Origin of the sequence: Pseudonocardia alaniniphila, from assembly GCF_022524485.1 — a bacterium.
GTDB lineage: Bacteria > Actinomycetota > Actinomycetes > Mycobacteriales > Pseudonocardiaceae > Pseudonocardia > Pseudonocardia alaniniphila.
Genome location: NZ_JAKXMK010000036.1, coordinates 49,559 through 72,072, shown reverse-complemented (window position 1 = coordinate 72,072; position 22,514 = coordinate 49,559). Strand labels below are relative to the sequence as shown.

At 70.5% G+C, this 22,514-nt stretch carries 25 protein-coding genes and 1 tRNA gene; 9 read left to right on the top strand and 17 right to left on the bottom strand.

Going from position 1 to position 22,514, the window contains the following annotated elements; all coding sequences use genetic code 11:
* Nucleotides 1-11 precede the first annotated feature (11 nt).
* Complete coding sequence (locus MMF94_RS34140; protein ID WP_241041579.1) at nt 12-467, bottom strand: FHA domain-containing protein FhaB/FipA; 456 nt, start codon at nt 465-467, stop codon at nt 12-14.
* Between the two features lie 51 nt (nt 468-518).
* Nucleotides 519-1,772: a DUF3662 and FHA domain-containing protein gene (locus tag MMF94_RS34135; protein ID WP_277398878.1), complete on the bottom strand. Its 1,254-nt coding sequence runs from the start codon at nt 1,770-1,772 to the stop codon at nt 519-521.
* Between the two features lie 133 nt (nt 1,773-1,905).
* On the opposite strand from MMF94_RS34135, the gene MMF94_RS34130 reads away from it, so the two are divergent.
* A tRNA-Leu gene (locus MMF94_RS34130) sits at nt 1,906-1,988 on the top strand.
* A gap of 11 nt (nt 1,989-1,999) precedes the next feature.
* Here the strand turns inward: MMF94_RS34130 and MMF94_RS34125 are convergent.
* From MMF94_RS34125 to MMF94_RS34105, 5 genes are all read right to left on the bottom strand, one after another.
* Nucleotides 2,000-2,620, bottom strand: coding sequence for a nucleoside/nucleotide kinase family protein (locus tag MMF94_RS34125; protein WP_241041577.1), 621 nt, complete (start codon nt 2,618-2,620; stop codon nt 2,000-2,002).
* A gap of 64 nt (nt 2,621-2,684) precedes the next feature.
* Entirely contained in the window at nt 2,685-3,779 is a 1,095-nt protein-coding gene (locus MMF94_RS34120; RefSeq protein WP_241041576.1) for a thiamine-phosphate kinase, read from the bottom strand.
* A 61-nt stretch (nt 3,780-3,840) separates the two neighbouring features.
* Complete coding sequence (locus MMF94_RS34115; protein WP_241041575.1) at nt 3,841-4,428, bottom strand: dCTP deaminase; 588 nt, start codon at nt 4,426-4,428, stop codon at nt 3,841-3,843.
* Nucleotides 4,425-5,102 carry a hypothetical protein gene (locus tag MMF94_RS34110; RefSeq protein ID WP_241041574.1) on the bottom strand — a complete coding sequence of 226 codons (678 nt, stop codon included), beginning with the start codon at nt 5,100-5,102 and terminating at the stop codon, nt 4,425-4,427. Before MMF94_RS34110 ends, MMF94_RS34115 begins: the two co-directional genes overlap by 4 nt.
* Nucleotides 5,103-5,332: 230 nt before the next feature.
* Nucleotides 5,333-6,589 (bottom strand): helix-turn-helix domain-containing protein, encoded by a 1,257-nt coding sequence (locus tag MMF94_RS34105; RefSeq protein WP_241041573.1) that lies wholly within the window; start codon nt 6,587-6,589, stop codon nt 5,333-5,335.
* Between the two features lie 695 nt (nt 6,590-7,284).
* Here MMF94_RS34105 and MMF94_RS34100 point away from each other — a divergent pair.
* Nucleotides 7,285-7,812, top strand: coding sequence for a hypothetical protein (locus MMF94_RS34100; RefSeq protein ID WP_241041572.1), 528 nt, complete (start codon nt 7,285-7,287; stop codon nt 7,810-7,812).
* A gap of 64 nt (nt 7,813-7,876) precedes the next feature.
* Here the strand turns inward: MMF94_RS34100 and MMF94_RS34095 are convergent, their stop codons facing one another.
* Entirely contained in the window at nt 7,877-8,119 is a 243-nt protein-coding gene (locus tag MMF94_RS34095; protein ID WP_241041571.1) for a DUF2630 family protein, read from the bottom strand.
* A 56-nt stretch (nt 8,120-8,175) separates the two neighbouring features.
* Here MMF94_RS34095 and MMF94_RS34090 point away from each other — a divergent pair, with 56 nt between their 5' ends.
* A complete protein-coding gene (locus tag MMF94_RS34090; protein ID WP_241041570.1) occupies nt 8,176-8,952 on the top strand; it encodes an IclR family transcriptional regulator in 777 nt (258 codons plus the stop codon).
* A 6-nt stretch (nt 8,953-8,958) separates the two neighbouring features.
* Here the strand turns inward: MMF94_RS34090 and MMF94_RS34085 are convergent, their stop codons facing one another.
* Nucleotides 8,959-9,792 (bottom strand): LLM class F420-dependent oxidoreductase, encoded by an 834-nt coding sequence (locus MMF94_RS34085; RefSeq protein WP_241041569.1) that lies wholly within the window; start codon nt 9,790-9,792, stop codon nt 8,959-8,961.
* Between the two features lie 94 nt (nt 9,793-9,886).
* Between MMF94_RS34085 and MMF94_RS34080 the strand changes: the two genes are divergently transcribed.
* Complete coding sequence (locus MMF94_RS34080) at nt 9,887-11,005, top strand: 5-methyltetrahydropteroyltriglutamate--homocysteine S-methyltransferase (protein WP_241041568.1); 1,119 nt, start codon at nt 9,887-9,889, stop codon at nt 11,003-11,005.
* 13 nt (nt 11,006-11,018) lie between these two features.
* Here the strand turns inward: MMF94_RS34080 and MMF94_RS34075 are convergent, their stop codons facing one another.
* Nucleotides 11,019-11,714, bottom strand: a complete 696-nt coding sequence (locus tag MMF94_RS34075; RefSeq protein ID WP_241041567.1) for a haloacid dehalogenase type II — start codon at nt 11,712-11,714, stop codon at nt 11,019-11,021.
* A gap of 119 nt (nt 11,715-11,833) precedes the next feature.
* Between MMF94_RS34075 and MMF94_RS34070 the strand changes: the two genes are divergently transcribed.
* Both MMF94_RS34070 and MMF94_RS34065 read left to right on the top strand, forming a co-directional pair.
* Nucleotides 11,834-12,547: a class I SAM-dependent methyltransferase gene (locus MMF94_RS34070; RefSeq protein ID WP_241041566.1), complete on the top strand. Its 714-nt coding sequence runs from the start codon at nt 11,834-11,836 to the stop codon at nt 12,545-12,547.
* 146 nt (nt 12,548-12,693) lie between these two features.
* Nucleotides 12,694-13,881, top strand: a complete 1,188-nt coding sequence (locus MMF94_RS34065) for a cytochrome P450 (RefSeq protein WP_241041565.1) — start codon at nt 12,694-12,696, stop codon at nt 13,879-13,881.
* A 53-nt stretch (nt 13,882-13,934) separates the two neighbouring features.
* On the opposite strand, the gene MMF94_RS34060 is transcribed toward MMF94_RS34065, so the two are convergent.
* From MMF94_RS34060 to MMF94_RS34050, 3 genes are read right to left on the bottom strand one after another with little or no spacing between them, the layout of a single operon-like run.
* Nucleotides 13,935-14,654, bottom strand: a complete 720-nt coding sequence (locus tag MMF94_RS34060) for an iron-sulfur cluster assembly protein (protein WP_241041564.1) — start codon at nt 14,652-14,654, stop codon at nt 13,935-13,937.
* On the bottom strand, nt 14,654-15,718 hold the full coding sequence (locus tag MMF94_RS34055; RefSeq protein ID WP_241041563.1) for an amidohydrolase family protein: 1,065 nt from the start codon (nt 15,716-15,718) through the stop codon (nt 14,654-14,656). Before MMF94_RS34055 ends, MMF94_RS34060 begins: the two co-directional genes overlap by 1 nt.
* Nucleotides 15,719-15,764: 46 nt before the next feature.
* A complete protein-coding gene (locus tag MMF94_RS34050; protein ID WP_241041562.1) occupies nt 15,765-16,793 on the bottom strand; it encodes an NAD(P)-dependent alcohol dehydrogenase in 1,029 nt (342 codons plus the stop codon).
* Between the two features lie 233 nt (nt 16,794-17,026).
* Here MMF94_RS34050 and MMF94_RS34045 point away from each other — a divergent pair, with 233 nt between their 5' ends.
* The 3 genes from MMF94_RS34045 to MMF94_RS34035 all read left to right on the top strand — a co-directional run bounded on the left by MMF94_RS34045 (nt 17,027) and on the right by MMF94_RS34035 (nt 19,639).
* Nucleotides 17,027-17,494, top strand: coding sequence for a DUF4442 domain-containing protein (locus tag MMF94_RS34045; RefSeq protein WP_241041561.1), 468 nt, complete (start codon nt 17,027-17,029; stop codon nt 17,492-17,494).
* Between the two features lie 79 nt (nt 17,495-17,573).
* A complete protein-coding gene (locus MMF94_RS34040; protein ID WP_241041560.1) occupies nt 17,574-18,233 on the top strand; it encodes an NAD(P)H-binding protein in 660 nt (219 codons plus the stop codon).
* A complete protein-coding gene (locus tag MMF94_RS34035) occupies nt 18,230-19,639 on the top strand; it encodes a dihydrolipoyl dehydrogenase family protein (RefSeq protein ID WP_241041559.1) in 1,410 nt (469 codons plus the stop codon). Before MMF94_RS34040 ends, MMF94_RS34035 begins: the two co-directional genes overlap by 4 nt.
* 2 nt (nt 19,640-19,641) lie before the next feature.
* Here MMF94_RS34035 and MMF94_RS34030 read toward each other — a convergent pair whose 3' ends face one another.
* From MMF94_RS34030 to MMF94_RS34015, 4 genes are read right to left on the bottom strand one after another with little or no spacing between them, the layout of a single operon-like run.
* Nucleotides 19,642-20,622, bottom strand: a complete 981-nt coding sequence (locus tag MMF94_RS34030; RefSeq protein ID WP_241041558.1) for a copper resistance D family protein — start codon at nt 20,620-20,622, stop codon at nt 19,642-19,644.
* Between the two features lie 11 nt (nt 20,623-20,633).
* Nucleotides 20,634-21,209, bottom strand: coding sequence for a copper resistance CopC family protein (locus MMF94_RS34025; protein ID WP_241041557.1), 576 nt, complete (start codon nt 21,207-21,209; stop codon nt 20,634-20,636).
* Nucleotides 21,206-21,937 (bottom strand): YcnI family copper-binding membrane protein, encoded by a 732-nt coding sequence (locus MMF94_RS34020; RefSeq protein ID WP_241041556.1) that lies wholly within the window; start codon nt 21,935-21,937, stop codon nt 21,206-21,208. Before MMF94_RS34020 ends, MMF94_RS34025 begins: the two co-directional genes overlap by 4 nt.
* On the bottom strand, nt 21,883-22,509 hold the full coding sequence (locus MMF94_RS34015) for a hypothetical protein (RefSeq protein ID WP_241041555.1): 627 nt from the start codon (nt 22,507-22,509) through the stop codon (nt 21,883-21,885). The genes MMF94_RS34020 and MMF94_RS34015 overlap by 55 nt, the downstream gene beginning before the upstream one ends.
* Nucleotides 22,510-22,514 lie beyond the last annotated feature (5 nt).

Below are 22,514 nucleotides of genomic sequence, written 5' to 3'. Positions count from 1 at the left end.
CGTGGGCCGGCTCATGACCGAAGCTCGATCACCGTCTTGCCGATGCGGACAGGGACTCCCAGGGGAACCCGGGTAGGTCCGGTGACCTTAGCCCGATCAAGGTAGGTGCCGTTCGTCGACCCGAGGTCTTCGACGTACCACTCTTCTCCCTGCATGGCGATGCGCGCATGCCGGGTGGACGCATAGTCGTCGTCCAGCACCAGCGTCGAGTCGTCGGCCCGGCCGATGAGGATCGGCCGGGAGTCCAGCGACACGCGCGTTCCCGCCAGCGCTCCCTGCGTCACGAGCAGCTGGCGGGCCGTGCGTCCACGCCCGGTCCGGGTGATGGTCCGCCCGCCGGGGACCAGGGCCCGAAGGCCGGACGCGGCGTACAGATCGGAGCGCACCACCCGGAGCGCGACCAGCACGAACAGCCAGAGGAGGGCGAGGAAGCCCGCCCTGGTCAGCTGCAGCACCAACTCCGGCACTCGCGGCGAACTCCGTTCTCTCCGGTTTGCTGTTTCTCGAGCTCGCCGCGGTTACTGCGTGCGGAAGATGAGGCTCGAGTGCCCGACCCGGATGACGTCGCCGTCGTTGAGCTGCCAGGTCTGGACAGGGTTGCCGTTGACAGTGGTTCCGTTGGTGGAACCGAGGTCGGTCAGTGTGGCGGACTGACCATCCCAGTTGATCTCCAGGTGTCGACGCGACACGCCGGTGTCGGGCAGGCGGAACGCTGAGTCCTGGCCACGCCCGATGACGTGGCTGCCCTGGGTGAGGTCGTAGGTGCGACCCGAGCCGTCGTCGAGGCTGAGCGAGGCCGACAGACCCTGCTGGCCGTAGCCGCCGTAGCCGCCGCCCTGCTGGCCGTAGCCGCCCTGGTCGTAGCCGCCGTCGTAGCCCTGCTCGTACTGCTGCTGCTGGCCGTAGCCGCCCTGCTGGTAGCCGCCCTGCTGGTAGCCGGGGTCATAGCCCTGCTGCTGACCGCCGTACCCGGGCTGGGCGTAGCCCTGCTGGCCGTAGCCGCCCTGGTCGTAACCACCCTGCGGGGGGTAGCCGCCACCACCGGGCTGCTGGCCGTAGCCGCCCTGGTCGTAGCCGCCCTGCTGGGGGCCGCCGTAGCCGCCGCCCTGCTGCGGGTAGCCGCCGCCACCGGGCTGCTGGCCGTAGCCGCCCTGCTGGGGGTGGCCGCCCTGCTGCGGGTAGCCCGGCTGCTGCCCGTAGCCGGGCTGCTGCTGCTGCTCGCCTTGGTCGTAGCCCCCCTGGCGCTGGTCGTAGGCGGGCGGGGCGTAGGTCTGCTGCCCGTATCCGCCGGGGGCACCACGGTCGTAGCCGTACTGCCCGTTCTCCTCGGGGTGGCCCGGTTGCTGGCTCATGGGTGCTTCTCCTGCGTCGCGTGCTCGGATGGCGTCCCGGCGGGAAGCGTCGGGGTCCACGGACGAGCGGGTGCGGAACTGTCCCGTGTGCAGCGCATCGGAGCGCTCCAGAAAGACTACGACGTCGCCGTAGGTGTCCCATCCCTGGTCGGCGAGTTGTTCGGTGACCGAGGCGGACAGCGAGTTCACGATCTCCGCTCGGTCGCCGGCCATGCGATCGAGATCGGAAGGGCTGAGCAGCACAGTGAACCGGTTGGGCGCCAGCAGGCGCCCTCCGGCGAGCTCCTCGATATGGCCTTCGGCTTCCCTGAGCAGCGCTTGCACAACTTCTTGGGGAACGACGCTGCCACCGAAGACCCGCGCGAAGGCATCGCCCACCAGTCCCTGGAGACGGCGTTCGAACCTGTCTACGCGGCCCACCCGATCTTCCTCCGTTCGCATCGGCGTGTTGCTGGCAGCGCAGATCGTATCTGTGCTAGCCAGCGGCGCCACGACCCCCGACCCGGGCCCCTGATCAGACCCCTCGGAGGGCGTGCTAGTTTCAGTTCTGCCAGGGCGAGTGGCGGAATGGCAGACGCGCACGGTTCAGGTCCGTGTGTCCGTAAGGACGTGAGGGTTCAACTCCCTCCTCGCCCACAACACCTCCTTCATACCCGTCGTACCGCTGGCCGGTCCGGATGGTCGGCCAGCACCAGAAGGTCCGCCGATCCCTCTGGATCACGTTCGGCGGAGTACCGCGTGTAAGCCGGAAGTGTCCACCGCTCCTCGTCAGTGATCACGCGCGCCAGAGCCGCAGGGTTCATTCGCAGGTGCACGCTCATGTCGAACGGCAGCCCGCGCCCGAGTAGCAAGGCGCCCGCAAGCACCACCACGCCGTCCGGCGGGAGCTGGGTGTACCCATCCCGGTAAGCGCGGTCCGCAGCGGCGTCCCACAGCCGCGGCAGCACCCGTCCAGAGCCCTCCGGGCCGGCGGGGTCCAGCACCTCGCGCCGCAACCCACCCACGTCCAGCCAGCCGTCGAGAAACTCGTCGGGGTCCTCGCGGCCGTACTCCAGCCGCACAGAAGCGGGCCGCAGGAAATCGTCGGCCGACACCACCACCACGGCCCGGCCGAGCTCCCGCAACCGGACGGCCACCCGCTCGGCCAACACGATCGGCCGGGCCGGCGGCGGTCCGTCGAGAGCGAGCCGAACCCGTCCGGGCCGGTCCGCGACGAGCTGTGCCACTTCCTCGACGAGCACGTCGGGGCTGACCGGAGTGATCTGCACCTGTCGATGTTCCCCGAGCAGACGAGACAGCGCACCCTGTGGGCCCCGTGCCCTCAGCCGGCTCTCAAGTGCGTCCCACGGCTTGGCTCTGCTCCTTCATCCAGCTGATGTGCGCGTCGATGCCGTCGCCCTGCCAGGAGCGCGCCGTGAACCGCTCCTGGTCGATGCCCTGCCATGCCATCGGGCCGTTCTCCGACCTCACCAGGAGCTTCTCGGGATCGGAGGTGAGCGTTCCGACGCGGCGGGCGCTGAGATTCCGTTTGCGCAGAGCCCGCAGCGCGTACGCCGCCTGCCGGTGTCCGACGGCGACCAGGAGACACCAGTCACCCCAGTTCTGTCCGAGCTGAAGGCTGCTCACGCCGGACTTCTCGCAGACGTCCTTCAGAACGTCGTCGAGCTCGATCTCAGGCTCCATGACGGCCCCGAGACCGTTGGCGGCTGCGAGGAGGCGGACGGCGGCGAAAAGGCCGTCAGAGACGTCGATAGCGGCCTTCGCGAGGCCATGCCGGGCCAGCAGCCGCGCCGCCTTCAACTGTGCGACCGGCCGACGTGCGCGCTCCAAGATCTGCAGCCGAACGTCGACGGGGACGTCGGCGTGGCCGCGACTGACGAGCGCGGCGCCCCACAGGTAGCCGGGGTTTCCGACCAAGATCAGCGCGTCCTTGGCCCTCGCGCCCCGGCGGCTCAGCTTTCCGCTGCTCCACCGGCCGCGCATGAAGTTGCGCGGGAGGGTCCGGCCGATCGCGGTGGCGGACAGCTGGCGCACTTTGCCGTCCCGGATGTCGCCTCCCAGCACACGCGTGCCGTGGAACTTCGCGCACGCGTCGACTCCCTCGATGATCCTCTTGAGATCGCCGACAGAGGTCTCCGACGGAAGGGTGTAGTTCACGACGAGCCCCTCGGGGAGCGCGCCTGCTGCCGCGAGGTCGGACAGGTTGATCGTCGCGAGGAGCCACCCCGAGTAGTAGAGGTCGCGCTCGCCGATCCGCTCCAGGAGTGGGGTGGGGCACGAATCCGTGGTGACCACGAGGCCGTGGCCGAAGTCCGCGCAGTCGTCTCCGAAAGAGGGGACGTCGCGGTACCGCGGTTCGATCACCTCGTCGTAGATCCGGCGTTCCCCCAGGTCTGCCAGCGAGATCGTCGCCTCGGTGTCGACCACGACCTCCGGATCAGAGGAATCGATACCCCGCGTAACGGCTGAGATCGCGCCTGACGCGCTGTCAGCCGACATGGTGCTCAGCCAAGCGGGACGCCCGGACCAACACGTCTCGCGAATAGTTGGCGGGCATCTCGGGGTACAGGCGCTCGACGGGACTGCATCGCAACAGCATCAGGTTCCCGATGCGTGTTCCCGGCCGGAGGAAGACCGCTCGCGAAAGGTGCGAGACGATCTCCAGGGTGAGGATGGCGCCGCTGTCGATGTCCGACCCGTAGCCGGGGCTGACCTGGTGGGAGAGGACCACGCTGATGCCGAGCCGGGCATAGTCCGACGTGCCGTCGACCAGGCCGGCGATCCCGGCGGGCAATGAGATCCGCTCCAGGGTGGGGGCGAGCATCACCTCGCCAGGGTTGAGGCGAAGCCGTCCCTGTCCGTCCGGATCCCTCGGGACGAGCGTGGGGTAGGTGGTGGCGTCAGCCACGTCCACATCGGTGTGCGAATCGAGTACCGCGGCCTCGAACCCCAAACGCAGGCTCAACGCGGCGGGTCGCAGAAGTTCGGGGTCGAAAGGATCGATCCTCAGCTCGCGGCTGTCGTAGGCGGCACGTATCTCGCGGTCGGAGAGGATCCCGAGGCCCGGTGCACTCACAGATGCCTCCCCGGCCCGTCCGGTGTGTTCAGGATGTCGCGCACGAGTTTCCGCACGTCATCGGAGCTGATCGGGATGCCCTGCTGATCGGCCTGTTGCCCGGGGGCGCAGTAGACGAGCGTCGAGTCCAGCTTGGGTGGCCCCTGGACGAGCAGGGTGGCGACGAGCGAGGTGCCGAGCGGCTCGATCGTGTGGATCACGTCGGTGGTGACGTTGTAGCTCTCGTGTCTCGCGATCGTCCGTTCGTCCGTGACCGTCAACCCGGTGGGGACTTCCGAGATCAGAACGGCGTCGATCCCCCCACCCGTGTAGCGATGGCGGTGGAACGGTGCGCCGTCGGTGGATTCTTCGTACTCGGCGCTGGCGAGTCCGTCGCCGCACAGTACGGAGGAGGCGAAGTCCCAGCGGTGGCTGTGTGGGTTCGGCTCACCACGCCGGCTCGTTCCTTCCGGCCAGACGTGCAGCCTGATGCGGAAGTCCGGGGTGGCGTGCAGCACGAGCTTGGCGAAGCCGTTGGGATGCCAGTACGAGCGGGCGGCGCAGCGTGCCGCCCGCTCCTCGTCGTCGAACGAACTCAGCCACGCCGCGAGAGCCGGAGTGTCATCGAGGACGGCCGTGAGGGCCGCGCGGAGCAGCGTGGCATCCGCGGCGCGACCGGCCAGCAACTCGGTCACAGCATCGAGCGGCGGCATTGGCGACGCCACCGGGATAGGAGTCAACGCACTCTCCGCACAGCCGGTGGTCGACCAAACACGCCGTGTGAGTGAAGGCCAGCCGGGCAAGGTCCAGTCGAAAGGAGGAAGGCGCCTGGCCGGTGGGCTGGGGCGACGGTGGATCGGAACCCCGGTGAGGGTGTCCTGCGCGTGGCCGAGCACGCGATGACGAGCTAGCAACGGACGCACGCCTACCTTAGTGATCTTCGTTGCTCCCCCGAGGCAGCGGGGGTAGCTGTCCCAGTGTCTGGTGCGCCGGTGTCCAGGGGGACGGGGGAACTGACCGCTGCTTCTGCGAGCGCTCGCAGGGCGGCGACCGCGTCGTGGGTCATCCAGCTCGGGAGCCGGCCGTCGGCACGCCAGACCCACAGATGACGGCTCGCGGAATAGGTGTTCCAGACCGTCTTCACCGCGGCGTTGAGACGCTGCGGAGGGACGCCGTCTCGGCCGGCCAGCGCCCGGACCACCCAGGCCGCGGTGAAGTGGTTGACCGAGATGTCGGCCGCCTTGTTGCCCGGATCCGGTTCCAGCAGCTCGGTGGTGCCGTCGTCCTCCTTGGAGCGGGCGACGATCCACCGCGTCCCCATGTCGACCGCCTCGTCCACGTCGGGGCGTGACCGAGCCCCTCTGGCGAGGCGGAGCACCGTGGTGGCCCGTGCGGTGTGAGCCAGCGATGGCTCCAGCAGCTCGGCAGGTGCCGCCGCGTTCGCCGGCCAGAGCAGAGCGTCGCCGACCGGCATGCGCGCTTCGAGCAGGGCGTCGACCAGGTCGTCGATGACGCGCGCACCGGGCCGGATCGCGAGCACTGCCTCGAGTACCGCGCTCAGGACGTAGGGCCGGGAGCGCGCGAGGTCGTCGACGCTCTGCCCCAGCTTCTCGATCTCGGAGTCGACGTCGGTCAGCATCCCGAGGCGCGCGAGCGCCGACAGGATCACCGCCGTGACCTCGGGGCGACCCTGAAGGACGACCCGGTTCGTCCAGCCGCCGTCCTTCCTGCGCTCCACGAGTGCCCGGCCAAGGGCGTGCAGATCGACCTGGGCGTCGTCGATCTGCTGCAGCGTGCGGATCACGAACGCCGTGCTGAGCGGGGTGGGCCGGTTGCCGACGAGGTTGTGCGCCCAGCCGAGCGGGCGGCCTTCCGGGTCCTTGTGCATCTTGTCGACCAGCGCTCGCGCCACGTCAGCGAAGACGTCGCCGACCGAACGGAAGGCGCGCGGGCTCGCCATCATGCCGCCCCGGCGAGCCCCGTCCGCCAATGCGACGAGAGCCCCGCGCGCGCCGTAGATCTCGTCCAGTCGCTGCGTGTGCTCGGCAGAGGGCAGATGCCGGCCGCCCTCCCACTGGGCGAGGCTGGCTCGCTGCACCCCGAGCTGCTCCGCGACAGCCCGTTGGGTGAGCCCCAGTCGCTCTCGCCGGGACTTCAGCTCTTCGCCGAGTCGCGGTGCCACGGTTGATCCCCGATCTTCGCGGTGCGGATCACGCTCAAGTCCGTTAGCCTACAAGTAGGTAAAGAGCACGCCTGTGTTACCTACTGGGTTAGGTAGGTAGGCTAGATGAACCTTACCGCACGTGGGCACGGGGGCCCCGCAGGCCTTGCAGTGAGTCCGGCATGCCCTCATGGGCTTTTCCCGGGACGGAGATCCAGCCGCGCGCCCCCTTGTTCGGGGGCGCCACATCCAGCGGCTGGATGTGCATGTGAAACAGGGGCGCGCCGCGAACGTTCCAGCGCGCACGGCGCACCCCTGCTGGCGACCGACAGCACGAGCTCGCGCTGTCGGCCAGTGCCGACCGGACGGCAATCCGGTTCAGCGAGCGCTCGATGGATCCGCAGGCACGGAATCGAGGCACCCGACGTGGAAGGTACGCCCGCACGGCCTCGGCGGCGAGGAGCAATTGCCGCCATATTCGACAAGATCGACGATCACGTAACGGCGCGGGCCGACCGCCGCGCCCGGGAGATGGGTCTTCAGATCTCCCGCATCCCCGGTACCCGCACCCAGGTCTACCGCGACAGCCGGTGGGACCTGAGGCAGGAGTGCGCCGACTGTGCCGGATCGGGCCTCGACGGGGCCGCCTCCTGCCCGGTCTGTGAGGGGACCGGGGTGATCACGCTGGCTCCGGCGCCTCAAGCGGGGGAGCCACGATGAAGCGCGACGATGACCGTTGGGAGTTCGACGAGCTCGTGCGGCGGCTCGTTCCGCGCCGCCGCAAGCTCAACCCCCTCCTCGTCGTCTGGCGCTGGAGGTACGAGCTCGCACTCGGGCTCGGCATTCCCTACGGCTTCAGCGTCCTCGCCGACGCGACGCACCCGATTGCCGCCGTGGGCCTCGCGCTTGCGGCGGGGATCTGGTGTGGCTGGTGGCCGCCGGGGCGCCGGGTCGTGGCCGAGGGCACGCGGGTGGTGCTGGTGCAACATCGTCTGCGGGTGGGGATGGTGCAGGCCAACATCATGTCGTGGTCGGGTCGGATGCCCGCGATCCTGTTGTCCAGCCCGCGCCCACGCGGTGTGCGGGTGCTCTTGTGGTGTCCGGCAGGTGTGGACGTGCACGCGTTCCACGCCAACCGGTCGCTGCTCGCGGCGGCGTGCTGGGCTGCTGACGTCGAGATCGCCCGGCACCCGACGCGGTCACAGCTCGTCGTGCTGCTCGTGGTGACGGAGCCCGACCGCTGAGCGTGCAGCCGGAAAGGTGCAGTGCGCCCAGGCCGTGCCGGTACGCGGTCTGGGCTTCCACCACCTACTGGCGGTAGCCCTCCACGACGTCCCCGGACCGCTCCTGGGCCTGGTCGGGGTCGAGACCGGCGCGGCGACGGGCGTCACGCTGGCGCAGCAGGTCCCAGTAGCGGTCCAGCTGCACGCCGAGCTCTTCCATGCGTTTCTGCTCGGTGTCCGAGAGCGCCTGGCCGACGTGGGCGCGCTCCAGCCGGTGCTCCTCGGCAACCAGCTCGTCGATCCGGCGGTGCAGGTCGTCGTCGTTCATCAGGGGGTCCCCGTCCATAGATGAGGTGCGCGTGACGCACGTTCTACCCGACACTGGTGCCCGTGACACCGGGGCACACCACCGGGTCCTCGATCACCCGGGCGCTGCGGGTCGTCGAGGCGGTCGCCGCCGCGGGCGACGGCGTCACGGCCAAGGCCATCGCCCGGCGCCTCGGTGCGCCGCTCCCCACCGTCTACCGGGCGCTCGGCACGCTCGTCGAGGAGGGCTACCTCGTCCGGCTGCACGACGTGCGCGGCTACGGCCTCGGCTACCGCGTCGCGGAGCTGCACCGCGGCCTCACCGAGCAGGTCCGCCCGCCCGCGCCGGTGCGGGCCGTGCTCCACGAGGTGCACGCCACCACCGGGGCCGCGGCGTATCTCGCCGTGTTCCGCGACGTCGACGTCGTGGTGGCGCACATCGACGACTGCACCGACCACCCGCGCCCCGCGCCGATGCGCGTCGGCGAGCCGACCGAGCCGCACGCCATCGCCGCAGGGAAGGTGATGCTGGCCGACATGCGCCCCGGACGGCTGGCGGAGCTCATCGGCCGCCGCGGGATGCCTCGGCTCGCCCCGCAGACGGTGGGCGATCGCAGGGCCCTGGACCGCGAGCTGATGCGGATCCGGTCCGACGGCGCCGCCGTGGAGGTTGAGGAATACCAGCCCGGTGTGGCCGGGGTCGCCGCCCCCGTCTGCGGCCCCGGAGGTGAGGTCACCGCGGCGCTCGGCGTGTCGGTCACGCGTGCGGACTTCACCGACAGGCGGTGGGAGCTCGAACGGGTGGTGCGCCACGCGGCCGCACGGGTGGCGGCCGTCGCACCCCGTCCCGAGTGAGGTGGGTCAGACCCGCGCGGCGACGTACTGGTCGAGGTAGGGCAGCACCACGTCGGTGCCACCGTCCGGCAGCAGGAACAGCACGCGGTGGATGCCGGCGCGCTCGGCGGCCTCCAGCACCAGCTTGTCGACGTCGCCTGCGAACAGCGTGACCGTGATGTCCTCGCGTCCCGCGTCGCCGGCCCGGCTGCGCAGCTCGGCGAGCCGTGGCGCGAGCGCCTCGACCTCGTCGGGTGTGCTGCCGCGAGGGAGCCAGGCGTCGCCGTGCTCCAGCACCCGGTCGAGCACCGTCGGGCCCTCGCCGCCGATGAGGATCGGAGGCGCGCTCGCCGGCTTGGGCCACGACCAGATCGGGTCGAAGTCGACGAAGCGGCCGTGGAACTCGGCCTCGTCGTTCTCCCAGATCTCCCGCATCGCCGCGATGTGCTCCAGCATCCGGGCCGTGCGGGCGCTCGGGTCGATGCCGTGGTTGGCCATCTCCTCGCGGTTCCACCCGGGCCCCACCCCGAACTCGAACCGGCCGTTCGCGAGGCGGTCCACGCTCGCGACGGTCTTCGCCAGCCCGATCGGGTTGTGCTGCAGCACCAGCGACACGGCCGTGCCCAGCGCGATCCGCTCGGTCACGGTCGCCATCGCCGCGAGCGCGACGAACGGGTCGAACGTGTGCGAGTAGCGCCGCGGCAGCTCGGCACCGCCGTGCCACGCCGACTGCCGGCTGGTCGGGATGTGGGTGTGCTCGCAGAGGAAGACGGCATCGAGGTCGCGCTCCTCCACGGCTCTGGCGAGCGTCGGGCCGTCGATGCCGTAGTCGGTCAGGAAGGTGACAACGCCATGCTCCATCTCGCAAGCGTTACACGCGGCGCTGTAAAGCCCCCTTCCATCATGTGGAATGTCACGGTCCTCGGAAGGTCATCTCGGCGATACATTGCCGACCATGCATCGACGTAGTGAGCCGCCGTTCCGCGCCGACCACGTCGGGAGCCTGCTCCGCCCCAAAGCCCTGCTCGAGGCGCGGGAACGCTTCGCCGCAGGCGCCTTGGATGCCGACGGGTTGCGCGAGGTCGAGGACAACGCCATCCGCGACGCCGTGGCCATGCAGGAGGAGATCGGCCTGCAGGCGGCCACCGACGGCGAGTACCGCCGCACGTCGTGGCACATGGACTTCATCTACCAGCTCGGCGGCGTCACGAAGACCGATGAGCAGATCCGCGTCCGGATGATCAACGCGGAGGGCGAGGGCGCGTTCACCTCGGCAGGGCTCGCCGTCACCGGGAAGGTGCGACTCGAGAAGCCGATCTTCGCCGACGCCTACCGCTTCCTGGCGGAGCAGACCACCACCGCCGTGCCGAAGCTGACGATCCCGTCGCCGAGCATGGTGCACTACCGCGGCGGCACGGCGGCGATCGACAAGGGCGTCTACCCGGACGTCGAGGAGTTCTGGGCGGACCTCTCCGCGGCCTACGCCGACGAGGTGCGCGCGCTCGCCGACCTCGGCTGCCGCTACCTCCAGCTGGACGACACCAGCCTCGCGTACCTCAACGACCCCGCGCAGCGGGCGGAGATGACCGCCAAGGGCGAGGACGCCGACCACCAGCACATCCGCTACATCAAGCAGATCAATGCGGCCATCGCGGGACGCCCGGCGGACATGAAGATCACCACGCACATGTGCCGTGGCAACTTCCGCTCGTCATGGGCGGCGGAGGGCGGCTACGACTTCGTGGCCGAGGCCCTGTTCGGCGAGCTCGACGTCGACGGTTTCTTCTGCGAGTTCGACGACGAGCGCTCGGGCGGGTTCGCGCCCCTGCGGTTCGTGCCGCCGGGCAAGCAGGTGGTGCTCGGACTCGTCACCACCAAGACCGGCAAGCTCGAGAACGCCGACGACCTCAAGCGCCGCATCGACGAGGCGGCGAAGTACGTGCCGCTCGAGCAGCTCTGCCTGTCCCCGCAGTGCGGCTTCTCCTCCACGGTGGAGGGCAACGCCATCACGCAGGAGGAGCAGGTGGCGAAGCTGCGCCTGATCGTCCAGGTGGCGCAGGACGTCTGGGGCTGATCGAGGGCGCAGGTCACGCCCCGAGGCGCTCGGCCAGCTCCGTCAGCGAATCCACGGTGAGGTCCGCCTCCGGGTCCGTGGCCGGAGGGGGCGGGGCCTCGTCGCCGCGTTCGCGTGGCCGGTGCACGTACGCCGTGCGCAGGCCGGCCGCGCGAGCAGCCGCCAGGTCGTCGATGTGGGCGGCGACCATCAGCACCTGCTCCGGTGGCAGTCCCAGCAACTGCGCCGCGCCGAGGTACGCCTCGGCGTCGGGCTTGTAGTGCCGGAACAGCTCGGCGGAGAGCACGGTGTCCCACGGCAGGCCGCCGTGCTTGGCCATGTCGACGAGAAGCGCGACGTTCCCGTTCGAGAGCGTCGCGATCACGTGCTGTCGCTTCAGTCGCGTCAGACCCTCGACGGAGTCGGGCCAGGGGTCGAGCCGGTGCCAGGCGCGCACCAGCTCAGCACGCACGTCGGACGGGGTGTCCGGCACCCAGAACTCGGTGAGCAGCTCGTCGAGGGAAGCCCGATGCAGCCCGTCGAGGTTCGTCCAGGGCTGCTCCCCGCGGCGCACCCGGTTCATGGACGGGACGTAGCGCCCGCGCCAGGCGTCGGCGAACGCCTCGGCGTCCACGACGTCACCGAGCAGCCGGCTCGCCTCGCGTGCCACCCCGGTGCGCCAGTCGACGACGGTGCCGAACACATCGAACACAAGAGCGCGAACGTCCACGGATCGAGACTATGGCCCGGCGCGGCCGAGCCGCGTGCCGTCGGTAGGGACGCGCCGAGCCCAATGTCGCGGAAAACAGGGCAAGACGGCCTCGTTTCCTCGGCACTAGGGTCGCCACGGTGGACGACGGCCCCAGAGGGTGGGCCCGGCCGCTGTACGAGCGGGCGCTCGACGCGGCCGGGGTCGTTCCCGGCACCACCCTGCTGGAGCTCGGCTGCGGATCCGGCGAGTTCGCGAGGGCGGCCGTCGAGCGGGGCGCGCGCGTCACGGGGATCGACTCGGACCGCTCGGCCGTCTCGGTCGCGGCCGCGGCGGTGCCCGGGGCCGAGTTCCGTCTCGGCGACGCCCACGACCCGCCGCCGGGTCCGTTCGACGTCGTCGCCGCCGTGCAGTTGCTCTCACACGTCACCAACCCGGTCCTGGTGCTGCGCAGGGCTGCGTCGGTCGGCGCCACGGTCGTGGTCACGGTGTGGGGACGTGACGAGGAGTGTGACGTCCGCGCGTTCGGTGAGGCCCTTGCTCGATGGCTCCCGCCGCGCCGTGCTGCAGGTGGTCCGCCGCCGCTGACCGACCCCGACCGGCTGCGGAAGCTCGTCGCGCTGGCCGGCCTGCAGGTTGCTGCGCTGCGCGAGTTGGCGTGCCCGTTCGACTACGCCGATGCCGACGAGCTGGTCGCGCCCGTGCTCGGCTCGGGGATCGGACGGCGAGCGGCTGCCGCCGCCGGCCCCGAGGCGGTTCGCCGGGCACTCCTCGATCGGCTCGCGGCCCACCGCCTGGCCGACGGCGGGTATCGGCTGGAGAACTTGTTCCGGATCTATACGGTAACTGCCTGAAGTCCCCGATCGAACGATTCGCGGGTTTTGCTCGTTCGCCGTAAACCGGCGGGCGCGCTTTCTGGCCTGCTGCCCGCGCTCCACGGATAGTTTCTCGATCGCCGCAAATATTGTCGCCATGGCGCCTGGCGACGAGGAGAGTAAACATGCAGAACGGCAGCCTGATCGATTCGGCCCCGTGGTCGAACTATGATCCATACAGCGACGACGCGCTGCTGAATCCATGGCCTGGATACCGGGAACTACGCAATGCGGGTCCTGCTGTCTGGCTTCCCGAGTACGAGATGTTCGCGCTCGCCCGGTACGAATCCGTCCGGCGGGCGCTCGAGGACTGGGAGACCTTTCCGTCGCGCTACGGCGTGATGATGAACGACGACATGAACGAGGTTCTGCGGGGGAACACGCTGTGCACCGACGGCCCCGAGCACAGCGCGCTGCGGAACGTGCTCATCCGCCCGTTGATGCCCCGGGCGCTGCGAGATGCCCGGGAGCGGATCACGGCGGAAGCCGGGAGCGTGGTGGACCGGCTGGTGGCGCAGGGCACCTTCGACGCGGCGTCCGAACTGGCGAACCATCTCCCGGTGACCGTCGTCTCCGAGCTGATCGGGCTTCCGGAGGCAGGCCGGGAACGGATGCTGGAGTGGGCCGAGGAGATGTTCAACTGCTTCGGCCCGATGAACGACCGGACGACCCACTCCTTTCCGGTCCTGAAGGAGATGATGGCGTACGCCACCAACGAGGCCGTGCCCGGCAGGGTGAAGCCCGGAAGCTGGGCCGAGGGAATTCACGACGCGGTCGAACGGGGCGAGGTGCCCGCCGAGGCGTGCCCGGTCATGATGATCGACTACATGGGTCCGAGCCTGGACACCACGATCTTCGCCATCAGCAGCGCGGTGTATCTGTTCGCCACGAATCCGGACCAGTGGGATCTGGTGCGCGAGGATCCGCGGTTGATGGCCAGCGCGATGAGCGAGGTGCTGCGGATGGAATCGCCGATCCAGGATTTCTCCCGCTATGTGGCGCGCGACGTGGACATCGATGGCGTGGTGCTGCCCGCAGGTTCCCGGGCCATCGTGTTCTACGGATCGGGCAACCGCGACGAGCGCAAATTCCCGGATCCCGACCGGTTCGACGTGCGGCGCTGCCCTGGCGACCACCTCGCGTTCGGGGCGGGCCCGCACGCGTGCGTCGGCATGAACCTCGCCCGCATGGAGATGCTCGCGCTGTTCACCGCACTGGCGGAGCGGGTGCAGCGGTTCGAGATCCTGGAGGCCGAGCCCGTCCTGCACAACATCCTTCGCGGCTTCCGGACGCTGCGGGTGACGGTGAGCTGACGAGAGCGGGGTGACCCCCCGACGTCGAACGCCGGTGGTGTCACCCCGCCGTGCTAACGCACTGCGTCGGCGTACCTCGTCTTGAGCAGGCTCTTGCAGTACTCGCCGTTGGTCTCGATCCCGATCCGCTGCAGCCGCGCCCGCCGCAGGTGCAGCGGCACCTCGGCGGTGGTGACCCGGCTGCCGTCGGCGTGGACGAGCAGCGGCGAGTCGTCGCCGTGTGCCATCCCGATCGCCGCGCGCCGCTCCCGGAGCCGATCCAGCTCCGGTGACGGCGGCACCGAGCCGAGAGTCAGCTCGGCGAGCTCGTCGGGACCGGCGCCGGCGTCGACCAGAGGCCGGGCGACGCGGTCCTGGCCTGCGAGCGCTGCCTTGCGGAGGAACTGTGCGCGCAGCTCGTCGAGCTCCGCGCCGGCCTCCTCCCCGAACGACCCGACGAACCCCGCCTGGGCGGCCACCCCGCTGTTGATCTCCGCTGAGGCGTGGTGGTCGGCCAGCGTCACGTCGGCCCGCGCAACTCCCGGCACCGCGGAAACGGCGTCGAAGGCGTCGGCGACCATCAGGAACGAGAAGTTCGGCGCGCAGAAGAAGGTGGGCAGCCGCAGGACGACGGTCGCCACGACTTCGGCAGCGCCGGTGGCGCCGCTCTCGGAGACGGTGCACGACTCGACGAAGTCGAGCTCGGTGATGGGCTCGTCCAGTTCCGGGTCGAGCACCGTCCCCAGCGCGGCCCACACCGCGTCCCGAAGCTCGGAACCGGGTGGGCACTGCATCACGCCTGCGCCCCCGCGGCGTCCTTGACGAGCTCCTCGCCCGGCTGAAGGTCGGCTCCGGCCGTGGTGCGGATCCGGAGCTCCTCGGGAACCGGGATGTCGTAGAGCTTCGCCGCGTTGAGCCCGAGGATCTTCTTCTTCGTCTCCGTGGTGAGCTTCGCGTAGTCGGTGAATGCCTCGTCGTCGGGCATCTGCCAGTCGACGAAACCTTCGACCTGCCACTTCGGCACCCAGATGTTGTAGTCGCCGCCGAAGAGCATCTTGTCCTCGCCGACCCAGAACATGAGCTCACCGATGACCTTGGCGAAGAACTTCGGCCTGGCGTGCATCAGGCCGCCGATCACCACGGACAGACCCGCGTACACATTGGGTTCCTGAACCGCCATGAAGCAGAAGTCCTCGATACGCGGCAGGCCCACGTGCTCCACGATGAAGTTCAGGTCGGTGAAGTCGGTGGCGGTCTGGTCCACGTCGGCGACGTCGAACGCGTCCTTGTTCAGCGGCCAGATCGTGGGGCCCTTGTGGACGTGGATGTTCTTGATGCCGAGCTCCTGGCACTTCTCCAGGAACCGGTACGACTCGGGGTCGGTGAGCTTCCAGCCCCGGGAGGCGCCGTTCCACTCCGCGGTGTAGAGCTTCACGCCCTTGAGGTTGTACTTCTCGGCGTCGGCCTCGAGTTCGGCCATGCCGGCATCGCCGTCGCGTGGGTCGAAACGGCCGTTCACGATGAGCCGGTCACCCCACCGTTCGAGCAGCTCGGCGTTCTTCGCTGCGGTGTTGAAGCCGGTGGTGTACCACTCCTTGAGGTAGGTCGACTGGAAGATCGCGTAGTCGACGTGCCCCTCGGTGAACATGTCGCGCTCGAAGTCCTCGGGCGTGACCTTCAGGTACTTCTCGTAGTCCCAGTGGGTCTCGGGCGGGCCGAGCTGGTGGTAGCCGTAGAAGCAGTCGATCCAACCCTTTGCGTACTCCTCGGCTCCCGGCTTCCAGTTCTCCCGGCTCGCATCCCAGAAATGGCTGTGTGAGTCGACGATGAAGTATTTCTCGCCGTCCTTCTCGTACATGTGGTGGCCTCTTTCGCGTCGGTGCGGAACCAGCTGGAAATCGGTACTACGGGACGAGAATCGCGCGACCGCGTACTCGGCCGGCGTCGAGATCGTGGAGGGCGTCGAGAGCTGCGTCGAGGGGGTACTGCTTGGTGTGCAGCGTGACCTTTCCGGCCTGCGCCAGGACCATCAGCTCGGCCAGGTCGTTGTAGGTGCCGACGATGTTTCCGATGATGTTCTTCTCGCCGGCCACGAAGTCCAGTGTCGGAATTCGCACCTCACCGCCGTAGCCGATGATGTACTGCGAACCCGCGGGCGCGGTCATCTGCCACGCGTCGTTCTCGGCGCCCTGCTCGGCCACGAAGTCGAACACGACGTCCGCGCCCTTGCCGTCGGTGAGGTCCTTGACCGCCTCGACGTGGTTGCCGTCGGCCTGCACGGTCTCGTCCGCGCCGATCTGCTTGGCCAGCGCCAGCGCGTCGGGGTTGCGGTCGACCACGATGATGCGCGTGGCGGTGAGGGCCGCCAGCGCCTGGATGCCGATGTGCCCGAGCCCGCCCGCGCCCTGCACCACGGCCGTCGTCCCGGGGTAGAGCGACGGCACGGCCTTGCGTACGGCGTGGTAGGCGGTGATGCCGGCGTCGGCGAGCGCGGCGACGTCGGCGGGGTTCGTGTCGGGGTTGAGCTTCACGCATGCCCGGGCGGTGGTGCGCAGGTACTCGGCCATGCCACCGTCGTTGTCGGACAGACCGGGGAAGAACGCGTTCTCGCACTGCATGTCCCGGCCCGCCCGGCAGGCCAGGCACAGCCCGCAGGAGGGCTGCGGGTGCAGGATCACCGTGTCGCCGACGGCGACGTTCGTGACGCCCTCGCCCACCTCGTGCACCCAGCCCGCGTTCTCGTGGCCGATGACGTAGGGGAGCGCGGGGTTCATGGCCTCGGCCCACTGCCCCTCAAGGATGTGCAGATCGGTGCGGCAGACCCCGGCACCACCGATCTTCACGATCACGTCGAGGGGTCCCGCGAGCTTCGGTTCGGGGATGTCGTCGATCGACGGATCGACGTGGTACTCGTGTACCCGGACGGCCTTCACCGGCATACCTCCGTGGGTGTCTGTCCTCGAATCCAGCCCGCATCTCGATTCCAATCCGGGGTAGTGGCCGTCACAACCACCCCTATTCCACGGAGCGATAAAACGGACACCTCGGACGCGGCCCGGTCACGGATGGCGGGGTTGACCTAGGGTGGAGGCGGCAGGACGCCTTGTCCGGCGTGCCGTCGAACACCGACTGTCCGGTGGGGCTACCGACGAGTAGGGTCACCGCCGTGGCGACGGACACGGGCTGGGTCGGTCAGGCGATGGCGCAGTCGGTCCCGTGGGTCCGCAGCATGGGCCTGGAGTTCGCAGAGGTCACGCCGGAGCGTGCGGTGGTGCGCCTCCCGGATGACGCCGCCGTGCACAACCACGTGGGCGGACCGCACGCCGCGATGATCTTCGGGTTGGGCGAGACCGCCTCCGGAGCGATCACGATGGCGGCATTCGGCGCTCTCCTGGAGCGCGCGACGCCGCTCGTCGTCAGCAGCGAGGTCCGATACCTGCGGCTGGCCCGCGGTCCACTCACCGCCACGGCCGTGCTCGGACGCCCATCGGCCGATGTCCTCGCCGAGCTCGACGCCGGCACGCGGCCGGAGTTCGCGGTGTCCGTCGTGGTCACCGACGCCGAGGGCCGCGAGACCACACACCTGTCCGTGGTCTGGACCTTGCGGCCGAACCGGCAGGCGAACCGCTCCTAGGGGCCGAACGGGGTGGCTCGGTCCCCGGGACGGGGCACTCGCCGGGCAGCCACGGTGTGGCGCGACTACCGTTTCCGCGGTGCAGGTGGTGATCGCAGGAGCCCACGGCAAGATCGGACTGCGGCTCGTGGCCTTGCTGGCCGGCCGCGGCGACGTGGTGACGGGGGTGGTGCGCAACCCGGATCACCGCGGCGATGTTGAGCAGGCGGGTGGCACCGTCGCCGTGGTCGACCTGGAGTCCGCGACCGCCGAGGAGCTAGCCGTCCACCTGACGGACGCGGACGCCGTGGTGTTCACGGCAGGCGCGGGGCCGGGCAGCGGTGTGGCCCGCAAGGACACCGTCGACCGGGCGGCTGCAGAGCTGCTGGCCGAGGCCGCGAGGTTGGCCGAGGTGCAGCGCTACCTGCTCGTCTCGTCGACCGGTGTGGACGAGCCGCTCGATCCCGGGAGGGACGAGGTGTGGGCGGCCTACGTGAAGGCCAAGAAGGCCGCCGAGGAGGCGCTGCGCGCCACCGACCTGGACTGGACGATCCTGCGGCCCGGCCGGCTGACCGACGATCCGGGCACCGGGCGGGTGCTGCTCGCCCCACCGCCCGTCGAGCGCGCCGACGTCACGCGTGACGACACTGCCGCCGTGCTGGCGGCGCTGCTCGATTCCCCGGGCAGCATCGGGAAGGTGCTGGAGTTGCGCGAGGGCGAGGACGAGGTGCACGAGGCCGTGGCGGCGGTGTCCCGATGAGCTCGACCTTCGACGTGGTCGTCATCGGCGGTGGACCGGTCGGTGAGAACGTCGCCGACTTCGCCACGCGGTCCGGGCTCTCGACCGTGATCGTGGAGGGCGAGCTGCTCGGGGGAGAATGCTCGTACTGGGCCTGCGTTCCGTCCAAGACGCTGCTGCGCACCGGTAATGCGGTGGCAGCCGTCCGGCGCCTGCCCGGCACCACCGTCGACTTCGACCCGGCCGCCGTGCTCGCCCGCCGCGACTACTTCACCGGCAACTGGAACGACGAGGGCCAGCTGGGATGGGCCAGGAGCGCCGGCATCGCCGTCCTGCGCGGGCACGGCCGGCTCGCGGGCGAGAAGACGGTCGTCGTCGACGATGCACCCGCCGGCCCGGAGACGCTCACCGCTCGCCGTGCCGTGGTGGTGTGCACCGGGAGCGTCCCGATCAGACCGCCCGTTCCGGGCCTGGACTCCGTCCGCACGTGGAGCTCCCGTGACGCGACGGCGGCCAAGGAGATCCCGGCCCGCCTCGGTGTGCTCGGCGGCGGTGTCGTGGGCACCGAGATCGCTCAGGCGTTCCAGCGGCTCGGTTCGCAGGTCACGCTCGTGCAGCGGGGGCCCCGGCTGCTGCCGGCCGCCGAGCCGTTCGCAGGCGAGCGGGTGGTGGCCGCGCTGCGCAGCGAGGGTGTCGACGTGCGTCTGAGCCGGCCTCTCGACTCGGTCTCTCCGGCGGGCGACGCGATCACGATGCACGTCGAGGGCGACTCGATCATCGTCGATGAACTGCTTCTCGCCACCGGCCGTCGTCCGAACAGCGGGTCGGTCGGGGTCGAGACCGTCGGGCTCGAGCCGGGTAAGCCGCTCGCGGTGGACGACACCGGGCTGGTCGAGGGTGTCGACGGGGAATGGCTCTATGCCGCGGGCGATGTCACCGGCCGGGTGCTGCTCACCCACCAGGGCAAGTACCAGGGGCGAATCGTCGGAGGCGTGATCGCGGCGCGCTCCATCGGTGAGGAGCTCGACACCCGGCCGTGGGGTGAGCACGTCACCACCGCCGACCACGTGGCGGTGCCCCAGGTGGTGTTCACCGATCCCGAGGTGGCGTTCGTGGGGCGCACGGAGTCGCAGGCCCGCGCCGCCGGGCTGGACATCCGCGTGGTCGACATCCCGATCGCCGTATCGGGCGCGGCCTTGCACGCCGACGGCTACGACGGCGAGGCGCGGCTCGTGGTCGACGAGACCAGGCGCGTTGTGATCGGTGCGACGTTCGTGGGTCAGGACGTGGCCGAGTTGATCCACTCGGCGACCATCGCGATCGTGGGCGAGGTGCCGATGGACCGGCTCTGGCACGCCGTGCCGTCGTTCCCGACGATCAGTGAGGTCTGGCTGCGTCTGCTGGAGGCCTACCGCACGCCGTCCTGAGATCAGGCCGACTGGGAAAGGGCAGCGGCGATCCCGAGGGTCGCGGCCATCAGCGCCGTCTCGAACCCGGCCCATCGCAGCACCGGGCTGCGCCCGGCCGCGAGCCGGCGCCTGGCCAGGCCGCCGAGGCAGGCGAGCCCCACCAGGCAGGCGGTCTTGGTGAGGACGAGCCAGCCGTAGCCGGTGGTGACGAGCGCGTCCCAGCTCTGCAGCCGGATCTGCGCGGTCACCACGCCGGTCAGCGTGATCGCGATGAGGCATCCGGTCGCCAGCCGTGAGAACCGCGGGAGCACCACCTCCAGCAGGGCGCGGTGGCGCGCCACGAGCACGAGCATCGCGGCGAGCCCGCCGACCCACAGTGCCGCCGCACCCACGTGCGCCCCCACCGTGATGATGGCGAGCTGGTGGTCGGGCGCGGAGCCTGCGTGCCCCGTCACCGCGGGGGTGATCATGCCGAGCAGTGCGGCGACCATGGGAATCCGCACCTCGATGCGATCAGCGTCGTACAGCCGGATGACGCCGCAGACGAGGACGGCGGCAGCGCAGCCGGCGGTCAGCAGCATCCCCCGGCCTGCGGCGAGGTCCGTCGACCATTCCACGAGCTCGGCGGAGTTCAGCTGCGACACCGGACGGCCGAACGCGGACGCGACCCGGAACATGATCCCGAGGATGACGAGTACGAGCCAGGCTCCGGCCAGTGGCACGAGCCACCGGTCGGACGCGGCGTGCACCCGGGACAGGTCGCGCACCGCGGCCCCCGGCAGGGATCGAGGCTGTGGAAGGAGCGTGCCGAGCAAGGTCAGGCCCACGCACGCCACCCCGACGACGTCCATACCCGAGCGCGTGACGGACGTGCCGACCACCAACGGCAGCGTGGAGCCGGCCAGCGCCCCGGACAGCACGCTGGCCAGGACCGCCGCCGCGACCGCGAGTCCCGCCCAGGCGGCCGGCAGCAGCTGCCGGCCGCCCGCGCGTGGACCCACGGCCGGTGGTCTCATCCCTTGGCCAGCCGCATCGCCGCGAACACACCGCCACCGACGAGCACGACCGCGCCGACGATCCACGGCCACACCGGCATACCGCCGCCCTCGTCGGGCGGGTTCGGGGCGCTCTCGGCCGCGGCGGTCGTCGGGCTCGGCGCGGTGGGGGCGCCACCGGGAGGCGACGGGGTGGCGACCGCGGCACCGCCGGGACCGGGCGTGGTGAGGGTGAAGGCGACGCTGCCGCTCACCGGGTGGCCGTCCTCGGACACCACCCGGTAGCCGATCTCGTAGCGTCCCGCTGGGCCGAGCGGGCGCACGCCGATGCTCACCGTGCCGCCGTTCGCAGTGACATCCCCTGTCTGGTACTGCGCCTGGTCCGGCCCGACCACGGTCAGCGCGGTGAAACCGGCCTGCATCGGCTCGTTGAACGTCAGGGACACGCGCTGGGGCGGTGCAGCCAGGCTCGTGCCGTCCGCCGGGTCGCTGCTCTCCAGCCGGGTGTGGGCGAACGCCTGGCCCGCCCCGAGCAGCAGCGCGAGCCCGCACAGCACGCTGACGGCCAGCGCGCGCAGCATCCGTGAGGTCATCGGTCTCCTCCTGTCGTCCGCCGCGATCGCAGGACGGCGCCGGCACCGACGCCAAGTCCGAGCGCCCCGACGAGCAGGCCCGCGCCGCCCAGCCAGCGGGCCGTGGTGTCGCTGCCCGACGCCGGTGGGCCGGCGGCCGTGCTCGCTGCCGCGCCGGTCGGGCCGCCCTCGTCGGACGCGGGCGTCAAGGTGATGGAGGGAGCGGGTCGTTCCGGCTCCGACCCGTCAGCAGCGGGTGGCTGGTCCCACGCGACGACCTCGCCGTTGTCGTACGTCTGCACGGCGGGGAGCACGAGCTGGTCGGTGGTTGTCGGCAACGGACCCAGCGACAAGGGGAAGTCGACGAATTCGCCCGGCGCGATCCGGACGCCCGGGTCAGCGGTCCACGTGACCGTCCGGACGGCTTCCGTGATCGACCGCCCGTGGCTCTCGACGGGCGGGTTCACCGGGGCCTTGGTCATCGTGGCCGTCCAGCCGGGCCTCGGAGTGGTGCGCACCGAGGTGATCGGGTGGTCGGCGGGCAGGGTCACCTCGAGCTTCACGGTGCCCGCGGTGTCGGACTCGTTGGGCACACGTAGGGAGATGACGCTGTAGCTGCCCTGCTCGGCCTGGCCGGGCTGGGCGGTGACGTGAGCGAATGCGGGCGCGGCGCTGATGACGATGGCGGCCGCGGCTACCGCGGTGATGGTGCCGGCACGCAGCGCGGACCGGCGGGTGGACGAGGACATGGGTGTCTCCGGTGTGGGTTCGGTGAAGGGGCTGCTGCGCACCACACCGGAGGACCGCGCCGGACATGCGTGACGGAGAGGGCACGGGCGAGCCGTGCGGGAACCGCGGGGCCGGGCACCGGCCGCGCGGGCAGCGGCCGATCGGCCGGGAGCGGGCGCAGGTGCCGGGGCACCACGCGCCGCACTGCGGCGAGGAGCCCGGCCGAGGCCGCGTCCGCGTACATCAGCACGGCGGTCAGGACGGCTGTGACCGCCGCGTGCATGCCGAACATCCCCACGCCCGACACCGTGGCGGGCCCCATGGGGAGTTGGCCCGGATGCAGCAGCACCATCAGCTGGTGCAGGACCAGCTGGCCTGCGGCGAGCGTGGTGACCGTGCCGACGATGCTGCGCCCGCGCTCTGCCAGCGACATGAACACGGCGGCCAGCAGCGGGAACAGCACCACCAGCAGCGCGAGGTCGGGCACGGAGCCACCGCCTGCGACGTGCCCCACTGCGGTGAGCAGCGTGCTCAGCACGGCCAGCGCCGCGCCGCGCAGCGGGCGGCGCGTGCCCGCAGTACCGCCGCTCATGGGTA

Bases quoted from the DNA above. Each gene is read 5' to 3' on its own strand.
- MMF94_RS34100 (WP_241041572.1), top strand. From the start codon at position 7,285: ATGAAGCGCGACGATGACCGTTGGGAGTTCGACGAGCTCGTGCGGCGG.
- MMF94_RS34095 (WP_241041571.1), bottom strand. From the start codon at position 8,119: ATGAACGACGACGACCTGCACCGCCGGATCGACGAGCTGGTTGCCGAG.
- MMF94_RS34085 (WP_241041569.1), bottom strand. From the start codon at position 9,792: ATGGAGCATGGCGTTGTCACCTTCCTGACCGACTACGGCATCGACGGC.
- MMF94_RS34080 (WP_241041568.1), top strand. From the start codon at position 9,887: ATGCATCGACGTAGTGAGCCGCCGTTCCGCGCCGACCACGTCGGGAGC.
- MMF94_RS34065 (WP_241041565.1), top strand. From the start codon at position 12,694: ATGCAGAACGGCAGCCTGATCGATTCGGCCCCGTGGTCGAACTATGAT.
- MMF94_RS34060 (WP_241041564.1), bottom strand. From the start codon at position 14,654: ATGCAGTGCCCACCCGGTTCCGAGCTTCGGGACGCGGTGTGGGCCGCG.
- MMF94_RS34055 (WP_241041563.1), bottom strand. From the start codon at position 15,718: ATGTACGAGAAGGACGGCGAGAAATACTTCATCGTCGACTCACACAGC.
- MMF94_RS34035 (WP_241041559.1), top strand. From the start codon at position 18,230: ATGAGCTCGACCTTCGACGTGGTCGTCATCGGCGGTGGACCGGTCGGT.
- MMF94_RS34025 (WP_241041557.1), bottom strand. From the start codon at position 21,209: ATGACCTCACGGATGCTGCGCGCGCTGGCCGTCAGCGTGCTGTGCGGG.
- MMF94_RS34020 (WP_241041556.1), bottom strand. From the start codon at position 21,937: ATGTCCTCGTCCACCCGCCGGTCCGCGCTGCGTGCCGGCACCATCACC.
- MMF94_RS34015 (WP_241041555.1), bottom strand. From the start codon at position 22,509: ATGAGCGGCGGTACTGCGGGCACGCGCCGCCCGCTGCGCGGCGCGGCG.